This window comes from Streptomyces synnematoformans (assembly GCF_039531005.1).
Classification (GTDB): Bacteria; Actinomycetota; Actinomycetes; order Streptomycetales; family Streptomycetaceae; genus Streptomyces; species Streptomyces synnematoformans.
The window spans coordinates 1-14,824 of record NZ_BAAAPF010000180.1 but is presented as its reverse complement, the minus strand read 5'-3'; the positions used below and the strand labels follow the sequence as shown (position 1 = coordinate 14,824).

At 74.5% G+C, this 14,824-nt stretch carries 12 protein-coding genes and 2 pseudogenes; 5 read left to right on the top strand and 9 right to left on the bottom strand.

The window, feature by feature from the left end; genetic code table 11:
* Window positions 1-68: 68 nt before the first annotated feature.
* Window positions 69-1,421 carry a hypothetical protein gene (locus tag ABD317_RS23505; RefSeq protein WP_344291910.1) on the bottom strand — a complete coding sequence of 451 codons (1,353 nt, stop codon included), beginning with the start codon at window positions 1,419-1,421 and terminating at the stop codon, window positions 69-71.
* A gap of 185 nt (window positions 1,422-1,606) precedes the next feature.
* Between ABD317_RS23505 and ABD317_RS23500 the strand changes: the two genes are divergently transcribed.
* The gene (locus tag ABD317_RS23500; RefSeq protein WP_344291909.1) at window positions 1,607-2,554 is read left to right on the top strand and encodes a glycine betaine ABC transporter substrate-binding protein; all 948 of its coding nucleotides are present in this window, start codon (window positions 1,607-1,609) and stop codon (window positions 2,552-2,554) included.
* A gap of 18 nt (window positions 2,555-2,572) precedes the next feature.
* On the opposite strand, the gene ABD317_RS23495 is transcribed toward ABD317_RS23500, so the two are convergent.
* Window positions 2,573-3,466, bottom strand: a complete 894-nt coding sequence (locus ABD317_RS23495) for a LysR family transcriptional regulator (RefSeq protein ID WP_344291908.1) — start codon at window positions 3,464-3,466, stop codon at window positions 2,573-2,575.
* Window positions 3,467-3,600: 134 nt separating this feature from the next.
* Between ABD317_RS23495 and ABD317_RS23490 the strand changes: the two genes are divergently transcribed.
* Window positions 3,601-4,962, top strand: coding sequence for an MFS transporter (locus ABD317_RS23490; protein ID WP_344291907.1), 1,362 nt, complete (start codon window positions 3,601-3,603; stop codon window positions 4,960-4,962).
* A 16-nt stretch (window positions 4,963-4,978) separates the two neighbouring features.
* Here ABD317_RS23490 and ABD317_RS23485 read toward each other — a convergent pair whose 3' ends face one another.
* A complete protein-coding gene (locus ABD317_RS23485; protein WP_425582417.1) occupies window positions 4,979-6,394 on the bottom strand; it encodes an MFS transporter in 1,416 nt (471 codons plus the stop codon).
* Here ABD317_RS23485 and ABD317_RS23480 point away from each other — a divergent pair.
* Window positions 6,393-7,493: a GlxA family transcriptional regulator gene (locus ABD317_RS23480; RefSeq protein ID WP_344291905.1), complete on the top strand. Its 1,101-nt coding sequence runs from the start codon at window positions 6,393-6,395 to the stop codon at window positions 7,491-7,493. The genes ABD317_RS23485 and ABD317_RS23480 overlap by 2 nt on opposite strands.
* A 293-nt stretch (window positions 7,494-7,786) precedes the next feature.
* Here the strand turns inward: ABD317_RS23480 and ABD317_RS23475 are convergent.
* From ABD317_RS23475 to ABD317_RS23465, 3 genes and pseudogenes are all read right to left on the bottom strand, one after another.
* Window positions 7,787-8,563: pseudogene (locus ABD317_RS23475) on the bottom strand (NAD(P)H-dependent oxidoreductase); the annotation flags it as partial.
* Between the two features lie 306 nt (window positions 8,564-8,869).
* The gene (locus ABD317_RS23470; protein ID WP_344291904.1) at window positions 8,870-9,370 is read right to left on the bottom strand and encodes an ATP-binding protein; all 501 of its coding nucleotides are present in this window, start codon (window positions 9,368-9,370) and stop codon (window positions 8,870-8,872) included.
* A gap of 455 nt (window positions 9,371-9,825) precedes the next feature.
* Window positions 9,826-10,236, bottom strand: a complete 411-nt coding sequence (locus tag ABD317_RS23465; RefSeq protein ID WP_344291911.1) for an STAS domain-containing protein — start codon at window positions 10,234-10,236, stop codon at window positions 9,826-9,828.
* 337 nt (window positions 10,237-10,573) lie between these two features.
* On the opposite strand from ABD317_RS23465, the gene ABD317_RS23460 reads away from it, so the two are divergent.
* Window positions 10,574-11,149, top strand: a complete 576-nt coding sequence (locus tag ABD317_RS23460; protein ID WP_027755225.1) for a sigma-70 family RNA polymerase sigma factor — start codon at window positions 10,574-10,576, stop codon at window positions 11,147-11,149.
* On the top strand, window positions 11,146-12,327 hold the full coding sequence (locus ABD317_RS23455; protein WP_344291903.1) for a zf-HC2 domain-containing protein: 1,182 nt from the start codon (window positions 11,146-11,148) through the stop codon (window positions 12,325-12,327). Before ABD317_RS23460 ends, ABD317_RS23455 begins: the two co-directional genes overlap by 4 nt.
* Before the next feature lie 81 nt (window positions 12,328-12,408).
* Here ABD317_RS23455 and purU read toward each other — a convergent pair whose 3' ends face one another.
* The 3 genes and pseudogenes from purU to ABD317_RS23440 all read right to left on the bottom strand — a co-directional run.
* A complete protein-coding gene (purU, locus tag ABD317_RS23450) occupies window positions 12,409-13,257 on the bottom strand; it encodes a formyltetrahydrofolate deformylase (protein ID WP_344291902.1) in 849 nt (282 codons plus the stop codon).
* Window positions 13,258-13,278: 21 nt separating this feature from the next.
* The gene (locus ABD317_RS23445) at window positions 13,279-13,725 is read right to left on the bottom strand and encodes an SCO4402 family protein (protein ID WP_425582416.1); all 447 of its coding nucleotides are present in this window, start codon (window positions 13,723-13,725) and stop codon (window positions 13,279-13,281) included.
* A 71-nt stretch (window positions 13,726-13,796) separates the two neighbouring features.
* Window positions 13,797-14,824, bottom strand: a pseudogene (locus ABD317_RS23440) (hypothetical protein); the annotation flags it as partial.

Sequence of the window (14,824 nt, the reverse complement as noted above, 5' to 3'; positions counted from 1 at the left end):
TGCCGAGTTACCCACTGCCGTCGCCTCCCTCATCCCGCCGCTCATCCCGCCGCCGCGGCCCCCGGCGGTCACCGGTACTCCGCCAGCCGCTTGCCGAGGCCCAGGGCCGCGCCCGCCACGCCGAGCAGGCACAGCACCGGGCCGCCGACGGGCAGGCCGGAGAGCGCGCCGCGGCCGTTCTCGGCCTGCTCCTGGAACTGCTTCTGCTCGTGGTCCACCGCCGCGGCCAGCTTGCGGTCCATGGCGGCGAAGCTGCGCTCGGTGGTGTCCTCGACGGTCTTGCCGCCGGCCTTCCCGCCGATGGTGCGCGCCAGGGCGGCGTCGTAGTCGCCCAGGTCGTCCTGCCTGCGGGCCTCGTCGTGCAGTTCCTTCCAGTCCTTCAGCTCCACCCAGGCGTCCGCCACCAGCTCCTGCCCGACCTCGTCCTCGGCCTGCAGCTCGGAGCGCTGCATCAGCCGCTGCCCCGCGTCCCTGTCGTCCAGCGCACCCGCCCAGTAGTCGAACTCCCGGGAGTACGCGGCGCCCTCCCCCTGCGCCACCAGGGCCATGTTCTCGTTCCCGCGGGCCTTCAGCCCGGCGATCCGGGACTGGGTCAGCAGCTGCACCGAGGCCGAGCCGTGGGTGTCGGAGTCCGCCAGCGAGGAGCGGGCCACGGAGTGGCCTGCCGTCAGCCAGGCCATGGACACCAGCACCATCCCGGCCGTCGCCACCAGACCGAGGTTGAAGATCCGGTTGGTGGCCAGGTAGAGCCGGTAGGAGAAGAAGCCGATCACCGCCAGGGCGAGCAGCCCGGCGGCGTAGGCCGCCCAGGGCGGCTCGCTGGCGTCGGCGCGGATGGCGGCCATCCGCCGGATCTCCGCGTGGTACATGTCCTCGGCCGCCGGGAGCATGGTCGAGCGCATCTGCTCCGAGGCGTACCGCATGTAGGAGTTGCCGACCGGCTTGTTCTCCCGGTTGGCGGAGCGTGCCGCCTCCACCAGGCTGGTGTAGCCGGGGAGTTCCTTGTTCAGGATGGTGATCTGCCGCTGTGCGGCGAAGGAGTCCCCGGTGCGGGCCGCCGCCCTGGAGAGCAGCCGGGAGGCGGTGCGGATGTTCGCCTGATACGCGACGCGGTCCGCGTGGGACTCCTTGCTGCCCCGCAGGAAGCCCGCCGCCGCCGTGGCGTTCGCGTCCGCCAGCGAGCGGTATATCTCCGCCGCGTCCACGCTCAGCGGTGCGGACTGCTCCGCCAGGTCCCGGGCCGCCGTCTGGCGCTCGTACACCGACGTGGCCAGAAGTGCGCCGAAGAGCACCGTCACCAGCGATACGACCAGTCCCGCCAGCCGCAGCCGGGCCGGTGGGGAACCCGTCCCGACGACCCCCTGTAACGCGGAGACCGCTGTCCGCACCCGCCCGCGCCGCTGTTCCGGAACGACCGGCACGGCCGCCCCCATCGGTGCGGGCACGTGCACGGCCGCGTCCGATCCGGACGCGCCCCCCGTTCCCGTCGGCGTCACCACACCCGGACCTCCCCCTTGCCTTCCGACAGCTCCCGCCAGACTCCCCGCCCGGTCACCGCTGTCAGGAACACTAGTGCGTCAGCGTCGGAGGGCACTAGGCTGACGAAATGTCCACCGGGGGAGACGGCGCACGCGCATGGGATCGACGCGGGTTCCTGGGAGCCCTGGCCGCGGGGGCGCTGGCACCCGCCGCCCTGGCCGCCTGCGGTACCGACCGGGAGCAGGGCGGCCCGGCGAGGGCCCCGGCGCAGCAGGACCGGGGGACCGTCACCATCGGCTATGTGGCCTGGGATGAGGACATCGCGGTCACCGAGCTGTGGAAGCAGTTACTGGAGTCCAAGGGCTACCGGGTCGAGGCCGTGCAGCAGGACGCCGTTCCCGACGTGTTCCGCGGGGTGGCCAAGGGCCGGTTCGACGTCTTCATGGACGCCTGGCTGCCGAGCGTCCACACCGAGCAGTGGGCGCGGTACGGCGGCTCGATGGTCGACCTCGGCCCCTGGTACGAGCCCGGCGATCTGGGCCTGGCCGTGCCCGACTACGTGGATGAGGTCCAGTCCCTGGTCGATCTGCCGGAGTACGCCCATCTCTTCGACGGGACGATCGTCGGCATCGAGCCGACCGCGGGTCTGACCAGAACCATCGACAAGTCGGTGATCCCGGAGTACGGCCTGACCGACATCTACCGCCAGAAAGCCGAGGACACCGGCACCATGCTGGCCGCCCTGGACAGCGCGTACGCCGCGAAGCGCCCCGTCCTGGTCGGCATGTGGCGCCCCCACTGGGCGTTCTCCAAGTACGACATCCGCTACCTCGACGACCCCGCCGACGCCTTCGGCGACCCCGACAAGCTCCACACGGTCGTCTCCCGGGAGTTCCACGGCCGGCGCGACAACGAAGCCCTGGAGTGGCTGCGGAACTTCCGGGTGACGCCGGATCAGCTGCAGGGCCTGGAGGCCGCGATCCAGGACGCCGGCGGCGCGGACCACAAGACCGCCGCGGTGGAGACCTGGATCGGCGACAACCAGCCCCTCGTCAAGCAGTGGCTCCCGATCTGACCCGCGTATCGGCGGCGTTCACGCTTGGGAGACCGCGTACAGAAGCGTACGTACGGGCTCGGTGGTGCCGCGGGACCTGCTCCAGACCAGCCGGAGCTGCAGCGGCGGCGTAGCCGCGTCGAGGGCCACGACCCGGCCGCGTTCGAGGTCGTCGCGGACGGCGAAGTCGGGCAGGACGGCGACGCCGCGCCCGGCCGCGACCCACTCGCGGACCTGCGCGAGGCCGCCGACCGCCGTGAGATCGACGTCCGGCCCGAGCCAGCGGCGCGTCGCCATCCAGAAGGAGCAGCGGGACTCCTGCCCGACCAGGGACGCGCCGCTGCGGACGTCGGCGAGGGTGACCGGTCGGCCGGCGAGCGGGTGGCCCGGCGGGGCGACCGTGGCCATCGGCACCTCGCGGAGGTCGAGAAAGTCCAGCGCGGCGTCGGGAGCGGGGTAGCCCAGGTCGCCGAGGTCCGGGCCGGTGTCGAGGAGGACCGCCGCGTCCGCCTCGTCGCGTACGAGCGCGGTGAGCAGCCGGGTCCGGTCCGCCTCGGGGCGGATGGACGCGCGCAGCCGCGCGTGCCCGGCGGCCGGGCTGTCGGCGAGGCGGTCGAGGACGGCGGGCAGGAGCGTGTCCGCGATCGAGGACTGCGCGCCGACGGTGACGGCGACCGGCGGTCCGGTCAGGCGGGCTGCGGCGGCGTCCAGGTCGGCCACGGCGGCTGCCGCGGCGGCGAGGTAGGCGCGGCCGGCCGGGGTGGGGTGCATGCCGCGGCGGTCCCGGGTGAACAGGCGGGCGCCGAGGTCGTGCTCCAGCCTGCGTACCCGGTCGGACACGGACGACGGCGCCAGGCCCTCGGCGGCCGCGGTCCGGTTCACGGTGCCGTGCCGGGCCAGCGCGAGGGCGGTGCGCACGTGGTCGAGGTTCACGTCACCCCAGCGTAGCGCGGGTGCGGCGGGTATTCGGTTTTCCCGGATACGGCGTGCGGGCCGGCCGGTCGTGCCTCCCGCCGCGGCCGGGCGAACCTGGGCCGGTCCCTGTCCCCCACCGCTCGGGAGTCCCCGTGGACGCTGCCACCGCCCCCGTACGTACGGCGCGCGGCACCCGGTACGCACTCGCCGGTGTCTCGCTGGCCTACTTCATGGTGCTGCTGGACACCACCGTCCTCGCGGTGGCCGAGCCGGACCTGATCGCGTCGCTGCACACCGACGTGATCGGCGCCGGCTGGGCCACCACGGCGTACACGATGGCGCTGGCCTCCGGCCTGGTGCTCGGCGGCGGGCTGGCGGACCGGTTCGGCGCGGGCCGGGTCTTCGGCGCCGGCAGCGCCGGGTTCGGGGCCGTCTCGCTCGCCTGCGCCCTCGCGCCCGGGCTGGGGGCGCTGCTCGTCTGCCGTACGGTGCTGGGGCTGCTGGCGGCGGCGATCATCCCCGGCTCGATGGCGATCATCGCCGCCCTGTTCCCGGAGCCGGCGGCCAGGGCCCGCGCCCTCAGCGTGTGGGCGGCCGTGAGCGGGGCGGCCATGGCCGCGGGGCCCGTGCTCGGCGGTTGGCTCGTAGAGCTGTCCGGCTGGCGGGCCGTCTTCCTCGTCAACCTGCCCCTCGCGGGGGTCGTGGCCCTCCTGTGCCGCGGGCGGCTCCCCACCGCCGCGCACCGCCGGCCGCTCGACCCCGCCCCTCACCTGGGGCTCATGGCCGCGCTGGCGGCGCTGACGCTGGCGGTGACCGAGGCGGGGCACCTGCGCTGGGAGACCTGCCTGTGCGCGGCGGCCGGGGCGGTCCTGTGCGCGGTCGCCACCGCCCGGGCCGACGGCCGCTCGCGCGCCCCGCTCGTCCCCGGGCTGCTGCGCCGCAACCGGCCCGTCCAGGCGGCGTTCGCCTGGGGGGCGGCGGTCAACTACGCCCTGACCACCGTCCTGTTCGCGGTCCCCCTGGCGCTGCACGAGGACGCTCTGGACACCGGCCTCACGCTCCTTCCGATGACCCTCCCGATCGCCGTCAACCCCCTGCTGACGGGCCGGCTGGCCGCCCGCTTCGGGGCGCTGGTCCCGATCCGGCTCGGGCTGGCGGCGCTGGCGCTGGGGCTGGCCGGGACCGGCGCCGCGCTCGCGGGCGGCGACCGGCACCGTACGGTCCTGGGACTCGCCCTGTTCGCCTGCGGGCTGGGCGTCTCGTGGTGCCTTCCGGCACTGGTCGGGTACGCGGTCGGGCACGCACCGGCGCGTACCGCGGGGGCGGTGGGCGGCATCCTCAACGCCACCCGCCAGGTCGGCGCGACCCTCGGCGCGGCGGTCGCGGGTGCGGCCCTGGCGCTCCGGCCGGAAGGCGCCTGGGTCGCGGCACCCTTCGCCGGCGCCTGCGCCCTGTGCGTGCTCGGGCTCCTCGGCGCGCTCGCCGGCGCCGGGCGTGGGCGGGCGGGTCTGTGAGGGCGGGCCCGCGCCGCTACGCCGCCCGGACCTGCTTCTCCTCCGCCCGCCCCTGCCTGAGCACCAGCGACATCATCGCCGCCAGCGCGCACAGCCCGCCGGACGCCAGCCACACCATGTCGTACGTGCCCGTCACGTCACGCGCCACGCCGCCGAGCCAGGCCACCACCGCCGCGCCGATCTGGTGGGAGGCCAGGACCCAGCCGAAGACGATCGCGCTGTCCTCGCCGTAGTGCTCGCGGCAGAGCGCGAGCGTGGGCGGGACGGTGGCGACCCAGTCGAGGCCGTAGAAGACGATGAAGAAGATCATCGGCGGGTGGATCGACGGGCCGAGCAGCAGCGGCAGGAACATCAGGGACAGGCCGCGCAGCCCGTAGTAGACGGCGAGCAGCCGGCGGGCGTCGTAGCGGTCGGTGAGCCAGCCGCTCGCGATCGTGCCGATCACGTCGAAGACGCCGACGACCGCCAGGAGCGACGCGGCCACGGTGAGGGCCATGCCGTGGTCGTGGGCCGAGGGCACGAAGTGGGTGCGGATGATGCCGTTGGTCGACGCGCCGCAGATCGCGAACGTGCCGCAGAGCAGCCAGAACGTGCCGCTCCGGGAGGAGTCGCGCAGGACGCGCAGCGCGCGGGCGGCGGCGCCGTGCTGCGGCGGGGGCTTGGGGACGAACTCGTCCGCGCCGTACGGGGCGAGGCCGACGTCGGCGGGGTGGTCGCGCAGGAGCAGCCAGACGAACGGCACGGCGGCGGCGGAGACCAGCGCGACCGTCACCGTCGCGGGCCGCCAGCCGTGGGTCTCCACGATCCACGACAGCAGCGGCAGGAACACCAGCTGGCCGGAGGCGGTGGCGGCGGTGAGGATGCCGGTGACGAGGCCGCGGTGCTTGACGAACCAGCGGTTGGTGACGGTGGCGGAGAAGGCGAGGGCCATGGAGCCGGTGCCGAGGCCGATGAGCAGGCCCCAGTAGAGGAGCAGTTGCCAGCTGGCGGTCATCCAGTGGCTGAGGAGCGCCCCGGTGGCGATCATCGTGAGCGCCACCGCCACCACGCGGCGTATGCCGAAGCGGTCCATGAGCGCGGCGGCGAAGGGGGCGGTGACGCCGTACAGGGTGAGGTTGACCGAGGCGGCGAGGCCGATCGTGCCGCGGGACCAGCCGAACTCGTCGTGGAGGGGCCCGATCAGCAGGCCGGGGAGGGCGACGAAGGAGGCGGCGGCGACGACGGTCGCGAAGGTCACCGCGGCGACGAACCAGGCGCGGTGCACGCGGCGGCGCCGGGCGGGGCGCCGGCGGGCGGGCGGGGTGGCCGGGGCGGTCTCAGGCGCGGCGGTGTCGGCGGAGGGCGGCGGTGGCTGCGTCACCCGTCGAGGATCGCCCGGGGCCCGGCCCGGAACGAGTGGCCCGACGGCCAAGGTATGCAAGGATCGGGCCATGAGCCCCGCGCAGCCCGCCCCCGCCCCTGTCACCGCCCCTGCCCCTGCCCCGGCCCCGGCCCCGGCTCCGCCCGCCGCGACCGCCGCGCACGCCGGGGCGCCCGTCTTCCGGCATCCGGAGCGGCATCCCGTCGCGGTCTTCGTACGGCACGGGATGCTGCCCATCGAGATGGGCATCGCCCACCGCCTCTTCGGCCGGGCCCGCAGCGCGGCGGGGAAGCCGCTCTACGAGGTCGTGACCTGCGCCGTCACGCCGGGCGAGGTGCGGACGGACGCGGACGTGAGCGTCAACGTGCGGCACGGTCCTGAGGCGCTGGCCGGGGCCCGTACAGTGATCGTGCCCGCGTCCCACGAGGCGGACGAGGCGTACACCCGCGGACGGCTGCCCGCGGAGGTCGCGGCGGCGCTGGGGCGCGTACGGCCGGGGACACGGCTCGCGTCGATCTGCACCGGCGCGTTCGTCCTCGCCGCGGCCGGGCTGCTGGACGGGCGGCCGGCGACGACGCACTGGACGTCGGGCGACCGGTTCCGGGCGCTGTTCCCGAAGGTGCGCTTCGACGCGGACGTGCTGTACGTGGACGACGGGGAGGTGCTGACGTCCGCGGGGGTGGCCTCCGGGATCGACCTGTGCCTGCACATGATCCGGCGCGACCACGGCTCCGCCGTGGCCAACGACGTGGCGCGGCGGACCGTGGTGCCGCCGCACCGGGACGGCGGGCAGGCGCAGTTCATCCGGCGGCCGGTGCCGGAGCCGGCGGCGTCGACGACGGCGAAGGCGCGGGCGTGGGCGCTGGCGCGGCTGCACGAGCCGCTGGCGCTGCGGGACTTGGCGGCGTGCGAGTCGATGTCGGTGCGGACGTTCACGCGGCGGTTCCGGGAGGAGGTGGGGATGAGCCCGGGGCAGTGGCTGACGGTGCAACGGGTGGAGCGGGCACGGCAGTTGCTGGAGGACACGGATCTGGCGGTGGACCGCATCGCGGCGGACGCGGGGTTCGGGACGGCGGCGTCGCTGCGGCAGCACATGCAGACGGCGCTGGGGGTGTCGCCGAGCACGTACCGGCGCACGTTCCGGGCGGAGGGCGGCGGGGCCGCCGCCTGAGCGGGGCCTGCGGCCGGGGCGGCGGCACGCCTCCGGCGACGGAGCGGGCTTGTCGGCGGGGCGGCCTACCCTGGGGTGGGTGTGCGGGGAAGTGGGGTGTTTGTCGGCACGGCCCCGGGCGCGCCGCCCCCGGGCACGGCCGCGGACGTGCGGGCGGGTGCGGAGGTGGAGGCGGGTGCGGACGTGCGGGCGGATACGGACGTGCGGGCGGGTGCGGACATGCGGGCGGGTACGGATGTGCGGGCGGCCGCGGACATGGAGCCGGGTGCGGACGTGGGGGCCGGGCTTCGGTGCGGGACGGGCGGCTCCGTGCTGTGCACGCTCAACCCCGTGCCGCCCGGCGCCAGTTCCGCCCGCAGTTCCAGCCCCTCGTCGTAGTCCCCGCCCCGCTCCGTCCGGTACGGCAGCGGAGCCGTCGTCCCCAGCGTGCGCAGCCGCTCCCGCAGGGCCGCGGCCACCTGCGGGTAGCCGTCCGGCGCGAGGCGGTCGGCGCCGTAGACGACGAAGGGCGGCAACGGCGCCATGCCGGTGTAGAAGAACGTGCCGTGGTGCAGCGGCCACAGCACCTCGTCGATGTGCCCGTGGATGCCGCGCGGGCCGAAGCTGGCCTCGCGGGCGCCGACCGAGGTGACGACCATCGCGCGCTTCCCGGCCAGCCCTCCGTCCCCGTACCGCCGCGTTCTGCCGTCCGCGTCCTTGACCTTGGACGCGAGGCCCTGGACGAGCACGCGGTCGAACCAGCCCTTGAGGATCGCCGGCGGCCCGAACCACCACAGCGGGAAGTGCACGACGAGGGCGTCCGCCCACGCCAGCTTCTCGTGCTCGGCGGCGATGTCGGCGCCGACGGTCCCGGCCCGCCAGGCGTCCTCCTGGGCGTCGCCGACGAGGAACCGATCGTCGTCTGCGCCGGGGTAGTCGTCCACGTCGAGTACGGCCTTGAAGCCCATGGCGTACAGATCGGACTGGCGGACCTCGTGGCCCGCGGCGCGCAGCGCGCGGACGCCGTCGTCGCGGAGGGCGGCGTTGAGGGAGCGGCGTTCGGGGTGGGCGAAGAGCCAGAGGATGTTCATGCTTCGAGCTTCGCGCCGCCCGCGGCGGCGGACGAGAGCCGTCTCGCCATCATTCGCAAGATTCGCGCCACGGGAAGGCCGCACCGCTGAGGGTCGAGTGGCGGTGCGCCCGTGCAACCCCGAGCCCTGCACGACGAACCGCCACCCGGCATCGGCGGATGGGGACTTTCGCCGGATGCGCGACCCGCCTTCGCCAAGGGCGTCCGACCGGCCGGCGGCCCTCGGCGTCCCCTCACAAACGAATCGCTGCCCACCAGGGTGATCAGGGCCGTACGGCTCGTCAACCTCTGGTCCGGACCGGAGGTGTCACGTGCTGTTCGTGCCGGCGCGTGCGTGTTCGTGTGCGCCCGCGAGCAGCACGCCGTGCGCGCCGTCCGCGCGCTCCCCCGGCGGCAGCGCGAAGGGGCAGGCGCGGTCGATCTCGCACCAGATGACCTTGCCGAATCCTTCCGCCTGCCACCCCCAGCGGTCGGCGATGGCGTCGACCAGCTCCAGCCCCCGGCCGTGCGTCTCGTACTCCTGCGCGCGCCGCTGCCGCGGCGGGGCGGCGCAGGTGTCGACGACCTCCACCCGGTACGGGCCGCAGTCGGCGGGCGACGCGGGGAGGAAGAGGCGGAGGTACGCGGGCCGGTCGGTGTGGACGACGGCGTTGGTGACCAGCTCCGAGACGAGCATCACCAGCGACTCGGCGTACGGCTCGTCGGCCGCCACCCCGGTCCACGCCAGCCGTTCCCGGGTCCACCGCCTGGCCCGGCCGACCTCGACGGGGTCGGGCCGCACCTTGAGCTGCACCTGCAGGGTCTGCACCGCTCACACCATCCTCGGGATCACGCTGCGTGATCTGTCCACTGTCCAGGATGATTGACGTAGCGTCACGACAACAAGCGCTTCGGACATATCCCAGCGCGAAAGAGTGCGCGTGCGGCATACTGTGCGACGCTCGCGCCCGACGGTCGAACGCCGGTCCGGCATCGACCGTTCATGCTGCTGTGACCTTGTACGAGTCCGGCACGTCCGCACCGCCGCGGCCCCCGGTTCGCGGGCCGCGGGTCCGTGTCGCCACCGGACAACTCGCACCCGATGAAGGGTAGTGGAGCCCAGCCCGACTTCGTTGCGTAACGGAAGAGTTCGCCCGTGCGTGTTGGGGTTCTCCCCTGTTTCAGCACTCTCCGTAGTCGGAGTTCCGTAGGCGAGGGCGTTGCCGAGGGTCCAAGTCCGCTGCCGGTGACGGCGAAAGCCGCCCCGGGCCGCAACGCCGGGCGCTACGCCGACAGCGGCTCCGCCGTGCCGCCCGTCGCGTCGTCCACGTCCGCGTACACCGCGAACAGCCGCCGTACACCCAGCGCGGCGAGCACCCGGTTCACGTGCGCCCCGCCGGCGCCCGCGCCCCGGGTCGCGTACGCGCCCGGGGCGGCCCCGCCGCCGTCCGCCGGCAGGATCAGGCGGAACTCGCCGCCGCAGGAACTCAGCAGCCGGCGCGCGGCGATGAGCACGCCGACGCCGCTGGAGTCGCAGAAGCGGACCGCGGAGAGGTCGAGGACGAGATGGCGGCGGCCCTCGGCGACCGCGTCGTGCACGCGCTGCCGAACCCGGGGCGACGTGACCAGGTCCAGCTCGCCGGAGACCCACAGGACGTACCAGTCGCCTCGGTTGTCGGTGGTCACCTGCAGCAAAGACACCCGGTCGCAGTCCTTCCGTCGCCTGTCAGCCTGTCGCGCGCGCTCGCCCGTCCGTTTCGCTCGTCCTGTTCACCGGCCCGTCCGCCGGCCGCCTGCCGTGTGGTACGTGTCACCTGCTGTGCCCGCGGCACACAAGATGAAACACCGACCCTATGCGCAATCACCGCATCCGGCCTCCGCATTCCGGTCAGCACCGGATAACCGTTGGCAATTCGTTGTCTTCTGTTGCACGTCATGCGGTACAGATAACGCTCCGGGGGCGTACGTCCCGACCCCCCGGCGCTACATTCGAGAACACCCGTAACGCGGCGGCCGACGGATTGGGGGGCGCATGGCGCACGGGAACGGACCGCAGGGCGCCGGCGAGGGCACCGTCCCGCCCCGCTGGAACCGCAAGATGCAGCAGCGGCTCGCGCGCGGCGAGGCCGCCGCGCTGGGCGAGCTGTACGACCGCTTCGCACCCCTCGTCTACGGCCTCGCGCTGCGCGTGCTGGAGAACGAGGAAGAAGCGAACGGCGTGCTGTCCGAGGTGTTCTCGTACGTCTGGCAGCACCCGGACGCGTACGACCCGAAGCGCGGCCAGCTCCGCTCCTTCCTCGCCGGGCTCGCGCACAAGCACGCCGTCCGGCGGCTGCGCTGGGCCGTGATCCAGGCCGGTGCGGCCGGGGAGATCGAGGACTGCGAGGAGCGCATCCGCGCCGTCTCCGCCGCCGCCCGCGCCGACTACATCGTCACGTCCATGCCCGAACCGCTGCGCGCCGCGCTGGAGCTGGCCTACTTCAAGCGCCGCGACTACCGCGAGACCGCCGCCGAACTCGGCGTCTCCGCCGAGGAGGCCCGCCGCCGGCTGCGCCTCGGGCTGCAGCTGCTCGCCACCGCGCACACCGAGGCCGGGCGGCCCGCATGATCATGGGCCCCTACGACCACCGTCGGCTGAAGTCGCTGCTCGGCGCGTGGGCGCTGGCGGCCTGCGCGCCCGAGGAGACCGCGGCCGTCGAGGCGCACCTGACCGACTGCGCGCCCTGCGCCGACGAGGCGCTGCGGCTGCGCGACGCCGTGCGGCTGCTGCACCCGCAGGACAACCTCGACCTGGACCCCGCCCTGCGCAGCCGGGTGCTGGAGCTGTGCCTGACGCGGCGGATGCCGGGGATCCCGATGCCGGGCTGGTCGGTGCCGTACGACGCCGAGACCGCCCGGCTGGACGCGCTGCTGCACGACATGGGCGAGGCGGAGTGGGGTGCTCCGGTGCAGCTGGCGTGGTACGACGACGACCGGCCGGCGGCGCGCGAGACGTCGGTGGCCGGCGTCATCGGGCACCTGCTGGCCGTGGACGGGCTGCTGGCCCTCGCGCTCGGCCTGCCCGACCCGCTGGCCGCGGACGCGCCCGCCGCCGAGGGCCATCCGCGCACGGTCTCCTCCCCCGCCGAGCGCACCGAGGCGCTGTGGCAGGAGGCGGGGTCGTCGTACGCCGAACAGCAGTCCCTCGCCCGGCAGTTGCGGCGCCGGCACGCGGGGACGATGCGCGGCCACTGGCGGGACCAGACGTACGCGCTGATAAGGACCGCGGGGTTCGCGGGCGGCGGCGTGGCCGACCTGCCGGTGCGGTACGGCGCGGGGGTGACGCTGCCGCTGCGCGACGCCTTCCTGGACCGGGCGTTCGCGTGCTGGATCCACGCCTGGGACGTCGCGGAGGCGGTGGACTACCCGTACGTGCCGCCGACGCCGGAGCACATGCACCTCATGATCGACCTGGCGGCGCGGCTGCTGCCGGAGACCCTGGCGCACCGGCGCCGCTCGGGGCGGGCGTCCCCGCCGCGGACGCTGGTGGCGGCGGGGACGCCGGGGCGGACGCTGCACCTGGAGGTGGAGGGCAAGGGCGGCGGGAACTGGTACATCCCGCTGGACTCGCCGGCGGCGGTCGCGGGACCGGAGCGGACGGTGGCCCATGTGGCGCTGGAGGGCCTGGAGTTCTGCCGGCTGGCGGCGGGGCACGTGTCGCCGGAGGACGCGGCCGCGGGGCGCGACGGGGACCGGGAGGCGGTGGACGACTTCCTGTACGCGGCGGTGTCGCTGTCGCGGATGTAGGGCGGGCGCGGCGGCACCCGGGGGCGCCCGCGGCTGCGGCTGCGGCTGCGGCTACGGCTACGGCTACGGCTACGGCTACGGCTACGTGAAGACGACCGTGCGCGTGCCGTTCAGCAGCACCCGGTGCTCGCTGTGCCACTTCACCGCCCGCGCCAGCGCCTGGGCCTCCACGTCCCGCCCGACCGCCACCAGCCGCTCCGGCGTCGCCTCGTGCCCGACCCGCTCGACCTCCTGCTCGATGATCGGGCCCTCGTCGAGATCCGCGGTCACGTAGTGCGCCGTGGCGCCGATCAGCTTGACCCCGCGCGCGTGCGCCTGGTGGTACGGCTTCGCGCCCTTGAAGCTCGGCAGGAAGGAGTGGTGGATGTTGATGATCCGCCCCTCCAGATGCTTGCACAGGTCGTCGGAGAGCACCTGCATGTAGCGGGCGAGCACCACCAGCTCCACGTCCTCGGCCCGGACCAGCTCCAGCAGCCGCTGCTCCGCCGCCGCCTTGGTGTCCTTCGTGACCGGCAGGTGGTGGAAGGGGACGCCGTAGGAGCCGACCAGCTCCTCGAAGTCGGTGTGGTTCGACACCACGGCGGCGATCTCCACCGGCAGCGCGCCGGTGCGGGCGCGGAACAGCAGGTCGTTCAGGCAGTGCCCGAACCTGCTGACCATGAGCAGCACCCGCATCCGCCTGCCCTGCTCGTGGATCTGCCAGTCCATCGCCCACGACTCCGCCACCGCCGCGAAGCTGGCCCGCAGCTTCCCGACGCTCACCTGCCCCTCGGCGGAGAAGTGCACCCGCATGAAGAACAGGCCGGTGCTGGGGTCGCCGTACTGCTGGCTGTCCTCGATGTTGCAGTCCGTCATGAACAGATAACTGGAGACTGCATGCACGATGCCCTTTTTGTCCGGGCAGGACAGCGTCAGTACGTACTCGCTCATGGGCCTACGATCCCACACCCGTCAGGCGGCGCCCGTCATGATCGCCAGCACTTCGAGGGAGCGCGGGGGTGTGTCGGGGTCCTCGCCGTCGTTCTCCGCGAGCCGTACGTGCGCCTCGCGCGCCGCGCGCACGGCCTCGGGCCAGGCGTGGTTCTCCAGGTACGCGGAGACCGGCGCGTCGGCGCCGACCTGGTGCATGATGCGCAGCACGCGCAGCACGGCGACGTCGACGAGCGCCGCCTCGCGGGAGTCGCGGAAGATCGTCCCGACGTACTTCTCCGCCGACCAGTTGTCCAGCCAGGTGTCCTCGACGAGGCGGTAGACGGCGTCGGTGACGTCGCCGTACCCCGCCGCCCCGGCCGCCCAGTACTCCTGCTGGAACCCGGGGTCGGAGATCATGTGCAGCGCGGAGCGCACGTTTGCGCGCCAGCGCCACCACGGCATGTCGTTGATGGGCATGGGCACCATGGTGGGGTAACGGCGGTCGCGGCGGGAAGCCCTTTCGCCGACGGGGGTCGCGGGGCCGCCGGTGGTGGCGGTCACAGCTCGGTGGCCTCGCGCCGCGTGAGGTCGTACTCGTCGGCGATCGGGTTCCAGAGCCCGGCGGCCTGCTCCTTCGCGGTGGTGGCCTCGCCGCTGGCGCGGTTGCCCGCCGACAGGTGGTTCCCGCCGCCGCTGCAGCGCTTGCCGCGCTTGGCGGCGTCGGCCCAGGCGGCGTAGTGGTCGTCGGCGGAGGCGCTGGCGTTCCAGGCGTCGGTGAGCGAGCGGGTCAGCTGCTGGTGGGACGGCAGCCGGTCGACGGTCATGTTCGACAGCCGGTTGACCAGGTCGCGGCGCTGACCGGCCGCGCTGCGCAGGTCCGTGGCGGCCTTGCCGAGCGCCTTGCACTTCCGGATGTTCTCGACCGAGCGGATGACCGCGTCCCGGCTGTTGTTGCTCTCGGCGAGCAGCGCGTCCAGCTTCTCGGCCTGCGCCTCGGCGGGGTCGTCCTTGACCGGCTTGTTGCGGTCATCCTTGCCGCCGTCCTTGCCGCCGTCCTCCTTGCCGCCCGGGTCCCGGTCGGCGCTGGCGCTCGGAGTGGCGCCACTGGCGGTCTCGCCGCCGCCGTCGCCGCTGCTGAGCAGCCAGCCGGCGGTGATGCCGACGGCGGCGCAGGCGGCGGTGCCGATGGCGACGGCGGCCCAGCGGGGAATGGAGCCGCGGCGCTCGTCGTCCTCGCCGTAGTAGCGGCCGGGGGGCGGGGCACCGTCGCCGTGGGCGTCGGCGTACGGGCCGGGCGGCGGGCCGCCATGCCCGGGGCCGCCGGGGGTCTGGGCGCCGTACGGGCCGGGGGGCGGGGCACCGTCGCCGTGGGCGTCGGCGTGGCCGACCGGGGGGAGCTTCTGCGTGGCGCCGGGGTCGCCCGGGGCGGTGTCGCGGAAGAGGCCCTCGAACTGCTCGTGCACCGGTACCGCGTGGCGGGCCGGGCGCTGGGGGTCCTCCGCGTAGCCCGGCGGGGCGAACGGCGGCTGGCCGGGGGGCTGGGCCGGCGGCTGTGCGGGCGGGCCACCGGGCGGGCCGGGCGGCG